Here is a 6,740-nt window from a genome sequence, read left to right on the forward strand (position 1 = left end):
TTGACGAGCTGCAGCTCCAGCTCGACGCCCAGCGTCAGCGGTTCGGAATGGTTGAAGGCTTCGAGGCTCACGCGTTGTCTCCATGGCTGCTGGCGGCGGCGTTCGACAGCGGCGCCCAGGGTTTCGAACTCTCGCCCGCGCGGTAGATGGCGATGGTGGCGATCACGGCACCCAGCACCTCCATGAGCAGGATGGTCGGCAAGGCCACACGGGCGATCAGATGGCCGGTGGACGGCGAGGCCACGACGAACTGCGAGGCGATCAGCAGCGCGATGGAGGACATCGGCGTCATCGCGCCGCCCACCCACAGGGCCTGGCGCCAGCTGGCACCGCTGCCCACGTTGCCCAGGGCCACGCCCAGCACCTTGGCCACCAAGCGCACGGCGATCAGGGCCAGCACCACGCCGGCCACGGGGCCGCTCCAGTCGGCCTGCGCGGCCACGGTGGAGACCAGCACGAACATCAGCATGGTCAATAGCGAAGAGGCATTGCCCAGCTGGCGCGGCCAGGCCCAGGGGCGAGGGTTGACCTGCTTGAGCAAAATGCCGCCCAAGAGTGCGGCCAGCGGGGCCGAACCGCCCATGTGCGCAGCCACGGCCGTGCCGGCCGCGATCAGCGCCAGCAGCAGCATGGAGGTGTTCTCGCTCGCGGGGCTCATGATGCGCAGCGCCATGCGCATCACCAGTGCCAGCGCGGCCGCCACCACCACCGAGACGCCCAGCACCACGATCACCGGGTACATGGTGTCGATCAGGGTCAGGCTCTGGCGGTTGATCTGCTCGGCCCGGGCGCTGCCCAGGGTCAGTGCGTACAGCGTGGACAGGGTGGCCAGCACGATGGCGCGCTCGGTCACCGGGCCGGCGGCGCGGGTGTCGGCCACCACGCGGGTCAGCACGGCCGGCGAGGCGGCCAGAGCCACCAGGGCCAGCGGACCGGCCACCTGGGTGGGCTGGTTGAGCCAGACGAGCACCCAGTACACGGCGAAGTAGGTCAGGGCGGATTCGGCAATGCTCTGCACCAGCACCATGGGGTTGTGGCGGAACCAGCGCAGCGGTATGCGCCCGCCGCACTCGAACAGCACCAGCGCGATCCCCAGCTCCAGCAGGAACAGGCCGATGCCCTGCAGCGGCCACAGCGCGCCGCTGAAGCCGGCCAGGCCCGCGGCCGTGCCCACCAGTGAGTAGCCCACCACCTTGGGCAGGCCGGTATGGCGCTGGCACAGGTAGCCCGCCACGGCGGCCACCGCCAGCAACAGAGACCATTGCACCGTAGGGAGCCCGGCCGAGGGGCGCAGCCACTGCGCCCAGAAGCTCAGGATTTCATTCATGTCGTGTGACCCCTGCGTGGCGCGGATACCGGAGGCACCCGCGGGTTGATTCTTGTGCGGCGTGCCGCCACCGCGATGGTGGTCGCATGCTGTGCGCTGCCGGCCAGATCACATCCTGCGGCGCGGCGTGGTGCACAGCCATGGCCCAGCGAAAGGCCGCTGGTGCGCCGTTACCTTAACGTACCCGGCAAAGGCCTCAGGATCCGCTTCGGTTTTGCAAAAGCGCCGTGGCCTGCCAGAGTGCGCCTAATTTAACTGTCTCCACCGGTGCTTTTTGTAGGACAGTTTCGAGCTTTGTAAGAAGCTGTGGGGGCGCTGTTTCGGGGTGCATCAGCAGGTTGCCGAACGTCCGCGCCCGGGGATGAAGAAACTCAGGGGCGCGGTGCGCAGGCGAAGGCGGATGGCCGCATAGATGCGCGAGCGGTCCACGCCGCTCACGCTCTGCGCGCGCATCGCCAGGCTGAAGGCCAGGTAGAAGCTCACCGTGACATTGAGCGCGCCGATCAGCGGGATGGCTGCCAGTGCCCACCAGAAACCCGGCAGGTGCAGCGTGGGCAGGCCCAGGGACGCGAGGGCCGCGCCGATCTGGCCGGTGGACAGGGTCACGTGCCGCACGTCCAGGCCCAGGCCGAAGAAACCCGCGACGGCCGGCACCAGGCCGAGCATGAAGCCAAGCGAGATGTTGGCCGCTAAGCCCGAGAGGTTCTCGCGCAGGAAGCGTGCCCAGCGGGCTGCGCGCGCAGGGCCGAGCAGCCTGGTGATGCGCGGGTTGTAGTGCATGGCCGAGTCCAGCCGGTGCAGCACGAACCAGTTCTCCGTCCAGCCCGCGATGATGCTCGACAGGAACAGCAGCACCCCGGTGAAGGCCGCGAAGAACAGCGAAGGCCCGAGCAGGTGCAGCGACTCGAACACATGCTCGGCCTGCCTGGCGGTGATGGCCGGCGCGCCGGTGGCCTGCGCGATCACCACCGCCAGCACGATCACGGCCGGGAAGACCACCAGCACATTGCCCAGCACGGCCGCCACCTGCGAGCGCACCAGGTGCGTGATCTCGTCGACGAAGGACTCGATGGCGTCGCTGGCACCGAGCTCCTTGAGCTTGGCGGCCATGGCCGGTGCCGTCATCGCCGGCTGCTTGGTGGCCACCGTGAGGTGCAGCAGCTGGATCAGCACGAAGGTGACGGCATAGTTCACGCCCGCCCAGAAGCCGCCCCAGAACGCCGACAGCGCCAGCGCGTACAGGCCGAACTTTGCCAGCGTGGTGAAGGCCATCAGGGCCCCGCCGCCGGCCGCCTTCGTCACCATGGAGCGGTACTCCGCCCCCGTGCGGGTGATGTAGTGCTCGCCCGTCTCGGCGCTGCGCTCTGCCACCTTGGCCGCCAGCAGCGAGGAGTTGGAGGCGAACAGCGCGCGCAGGCTGCGCCGCTCCTGCCCCACCAGTACCAGGCTGGCCATGAGTTTGGCCGCCGTCAGGGCCGGCTGGGATGACAGCAGGCAGTCGAGCAGCAGGCGCACGCGCAGGATGCGCTCGCGCAGCTGGCGCAGGCGGAACACCAGGCCGACCGAGATGCCGTTGTCCTCGAAATGCGTGTACACCGTGGCGGCCGCCGCACGGCATGCCTCCAGCCGCTCGCGCAGGCGCTGCACCGCAGCGTCGAGCCGCTCGGGCGTGCGCAGGCCGTGCAACACCTCCACGCGCAGGCTCTCCACATCGTGGATCAGCGCGTGGAAGGGCTGCGATTCGCGCGCCGCCTCGCTCATGCGCAGGCGCAGCTCGGGTGCGAAGCCGGTGGACAGGATCTGCCCTGCGCAGTAGGTGATGGCGTCGAGCAGGGCCTTCTGCCAGCGCGAGGCGCCGCCCGTGTCGGTGGGCGCCAGCAGGTGCACCAGGCGCGCGAGCTGGGCTTCTTCCAGCGCGCCGACCCACTGCGCGTCGAAGCCGCCGGGCAGGGCCAGCATGAACAGTTCGGAGGCGTCGATGGTCTCGGGGCTGGCCGGCAACAGCTTGGTGCGCAGGCGCTCGGCCACCTCGCTGGCCAGGGCCGTGCGCGGTGCAAAGCCGAAGTCGGCCAGCAGGGTGGTGATGTCCACGGTGTCCACCAGCACCGCCCACCATGCCTGGAGCTTCGCCTGCACTTCGGGCCGGGCCTCTGCCGCATCCAGGAACAGCTGCAGGCGGCCGATGGCCCCCGGCACCGAATCGCGCTTGCCGCGCACCCAGTCGAGCAGGCCTATCAGCCACAGGTGGCGGTGGGCGGTATCGGCATTCGGGTCGAGTTGCGCCAGGATGCTGGCGAGGTCCACACTGCGGCTCAATGCAGCACCCGGCCGGTCAGGGGTTGGCCCGAGGGCCCCTGGTTGATCGCCTCCAGCATGAACAGGTCCACCTTGGCGTCGAAGGGCTCGCCTTCCTCGCCCACGCAGTGGAAGGTGCCGTGCATGGTGCCGCTGGCCGTGCGCAACCGGCAACCGCTGGTGTACTGGAACGATTCACCGGGCTTGAGCAGCGGCTGGTGCCCCACCACGCCCAGGCCCTTGACCTCCTCGGTATGGCCGCGCGAGTCGCTGATGATCCAGTGGCGCGAAATCAGCTGCGCAGTCGCGTCCCCGGCATTGGTGATGGTGATCGTGTAGGCGAAGCTGAAGACCCCCGCGTCCGGCTCGGATTGCTCCGGCAGGTACTCGGGTTGAACTTTCACGTCAAACTGGAGCTTTGGCATGGGCGAATGGTAACTGCGACAATCCCCCCATGAGCCGACCTTTTCGCATAGCCCCCTCGATCCTCTCTGCCGACTTTGCCCGCCTGTGCGAAGAAGTGCTCTATGTCATTGCCGCCGGAGCGGACTGGATCCACTTCGACGTGATGGACAACCATTACGTGCCCAACCTGACCTTTGGCCCCATGGTTTGCCAGGCCCTCAAGCCGCATGCCAAGACCGGCGATGGAACCGCCGTTCCGGTGGATGTGCACCTGATGATCGAGCCCGTGGACGCGCTGGCAGCCGCGTTCGCCGAGGCGGGAGCGGACTACATCAGCTTCCACCCCGATGCGTCCGCCCATGTGCACCGCAGCATCCAGGCCATTCGCAGCAAGGGCGCCAAGCCCGGCCTGGTGTTCAACCCGGCCCAGCCGCTGGACGTGCTGGATTGGGTCATCGACGACATCGACCTGATACTCATCATGAGCGTCAACCCCGGCTTTGGTGGCCAGAGCTTCATCGACTCCGCCCTGCGCAAGATCGAGGACGTGCGCCGCCGCATCGATGCCTCGGGCAAGGACATCCGCCTGGAGGTGGATGGCGGCATCAAGACGGACAACATCCGCCGGGTCGCGGATGCGGGGGCCGATACCTTCGTCGCCGGTAGCGCCATCTTCGGCAAGCCGGACTACAAGGGCGTCATCGACGCCATGCGGCAAGCGCTGAAGTAATACAACGCAAAGAAAAACGGGCTGCACCATGCAGCCCGTTTGCGTTACTGGATTGCTCCGGTCATTGCGCCGGGACGATGATGGTGGTTGTGGTCGATTCACGCAGCACACCGCCGCCAGAGACTGAGCCGCTCACGGCACTGCTCTCGACGCGGCGCACACACTCCGAACGCTCCTGAGCGCTCTGGAAGGCATTGCAGCGGTCGGTACCATTGACCGCCGCGATCGGGCCGGGGTCGCTCAACTGGCCCTTGCGCGATGCGTCCAGGGCGTTGGTAGCCTCGCGCATGCAGGTCGCCATGCTGTCCTGGGTGTTGTTGGTCATGCATTTCTGGCGGTCCTGTTCGTAGCGGGCCGTGGCCTCTGAGGAAGGCGACTGGGCCAAAGCGGCGCCAGATGCTGCCAGCAGGGCGGCGGTGACAACGGGGGCAAAAAAGGCGAAACGTTTCATGGCGGGGACTCCTTGCGCAGGGCGCGAATGACAGGGTGCAACACAGTTGCAAAGGGATGGGTGCAGCGTAGCCCTGCATCCCCCCGGGTCCTGTCGGACAGCGCCGACCGCAGCCGTGCGCCTTGGCGCCTTCTTCCTGCTGCCCCGCTCAACCCAGCCGCTGGAAGGTCAGCGTGAAGGCCACTCCGTCGGCCGTGTTTTGCGCATTGATGGTGCCGCCCATCTTGGCCATGTAGGTCTTGGCCACGAACAGCCCCTGGCCGCGGTGCTCGCCTTCGCCCACGGGCGTGGGCAGGTCGGGGTCGGACACCCCGAGCTCGAAGATGCGGCCCAGCAGGTCGTCGGCAATCGTGGCCCCCACGTTGTGCAGCGTGGCGCTGGCGGTGGACTCCGACGCCGCGAGCGTGAGCGTGATGGGCGTACCCGCGGGGCGGTAGCGGTCGGCATTGCGCAGGATGTGGGTCACCACGTCCTCCAGTGCGAACTCGTCGGCGCGCACGATGGCTGCGCCTGCGCCACCGGGGTACACCACGTCCACGATGCCCGCGAAATGCGCGTTGTCCGCCACATGGCGCAAGAACGCATCCAGGTCCAGCCGGCCTTGGGGCACATCGGCCGCCTGCAATGCCTCCGCTGGCGAGGCCGTGCCATAGAGCACGTGCACCGCCTGCTGCATGCGCTGCACGTAGCGGTGCCCGGGGTCGCCGGGCCCGCCGTGCAGCACCATCAGCGACTGCAGGGGCGACATGATCTCGTGGCCCACGGCGTGCCACATGTCGCGCTCCTGCTGGGCGCGCAGCTGTTCGCGCTGGATATCGTCCTTCACGCGCTGCAGCAGGTCGGCCAGACCGCCGGCCAGGATGCCCAGCTCGTCCGAGCCGCGCAGGTCCGAGACGTCGAGGTCGCCCAGGCGCGGGCCGATGTGCCCATCCTGCACGTTATAGGACACGGCGGCCGCGCGCCGGGTAAGGTCCGTCACGCGGCGCAGCAGCCCCACCTCCACGATCAGCCAGGCCAGGGCGATCGCGGTCAGCATGGCGCCCAGGTACCAGGACATGCGCGTGGCCACCGCGGCCAGGCCCTGCTCCAGCCCGCGCAGGTTGCCCGTGAAGCTGACCACGTAGTTGCCCGTGGGCGTGTCCAGGATGTCCAGGCCCGCGGGCGTGGCGCGCGCCTCGGGCGCATCCAGCGGCAGCCAGCTCACCAGGCGGATCAGCCAGGGCGACGAGGGCTCGGCCTGCACCTCGGCGCCCTGGAGGGTGAGCGCACGCTCCTCGCCTTCGCCCATCTTGCGCACCTGCACCTTCTCGCCGGGTAGCAGGCTGCGCGTCACCTCCGTGAGCGAGGCGCCCGGCTGTGCACCCGGGGCATTGCTGTCGAACAGCGGCGGGCTTTCGCCGGGCGCGAGCATCTCCACGCGCACACGCATGCTGCCCAGGTCCTCGGGCGGCCATACCAGGCGCTGGTCCTTGCGGAACAGGGCCTCGCGGAACAGCTCCACCGGCAGGCGGATGGAATAGAAGCTCCGGCGC

At 68.5% G+C, this 6,740-nt stretch carries 6 protein-coding genes; 1 reads left to right on the plus strand and 5 read right to left on the minus strand.

From position 1 onward, the window contains the following. Positions 1-67: 67 nt before the first annotated feature. From ACK59X_RS15325 to apaG, 3 genes are all read right to left on the minus strand, one after another. Positions 68-1,327 (minus strand): cation:proton antiporter, encoded by a 1,260-nt coding sequence (locus tag ACK59X_RS15325; protein WP_409958434.1) that lies wholly within the window; start codon positions 1,325-1,327, stop codon positions 68-70. 330 nt (positions 1,328-1,657) lie between these two features. After that, the gene (locus ACK59X_RS15330) at positions 1,658-3,631 is read right to left on the minus strand and encodes a site-specific recombinase (RefSeq protein ID WP_409958436.1); all 1,974 of its coding nucleotides are present in this window, start codon (positions 3,629-3,631) and stop codon (positions 1,658-1,660) included. A gap of 8 nt (positions 3,632-3,639) precedes the next feature. Beyond that, positions 3,640-4,047: a Co2+/Mg2+ efflux protein ApaG gene (gene apaG, locus ACK59X_RS15335; protein ID WP_409958438.1), complete on the minus strand. Its 408-nt coding sequence runs from the start codon at positions 4,045-4,047 to the stop codon at positions 3,640-3,642. Positions 4,048-4,076: 29 nt separating this feature from the next. Between apaG and rpe the strand changes: the two genes are divergently transcribed. Continuing rightward, positions 4,077-4,757, plus strand: coding sequence for a ribulose-phosphate 3-epimerase (gene rpe / locus ACK59X_RS15340; RefSeq protein WP_409958440.1), 681 nt, complete (start codon positions 4,077-4,079; stop codon positions 4,755-4,757). Positions 4,758-4,818: 61 nt separating this feature from the next. On the opposite strand, the gene ACK59X_RS15345 is transcribed toward rpe, so the two are convergent. Beyond that, on the minus strand, positions 4,819-5,208 hold the full coding sequence (locus tag ACK59X_RS15345; protein ID WP_409958442.1) for a hypothetical protein: 390 nt from the start codon (positions 5,206-5,208) through the stop codon (positions 4,819-4,821). Between the two features lie 148 nt (positions 5,209-5,356). After that, positions 5,357-6,740, minus strand: a 1,384-nt coding sequence (locus tag ACK59X_RS15350) for a sensor histidine kinase (protein ID WP_409958444.1), incomplete at its 5' end; no start/stop codon positions are given.

It is taken from the genome of Acidovorax sp. (assembly GCF_046339755.1).
GTDB lineage: Bacteria > Pseudomonadota > Gammaproteobacteria > Burkholderiales > Burkholderiaceae_C > Acidovorax.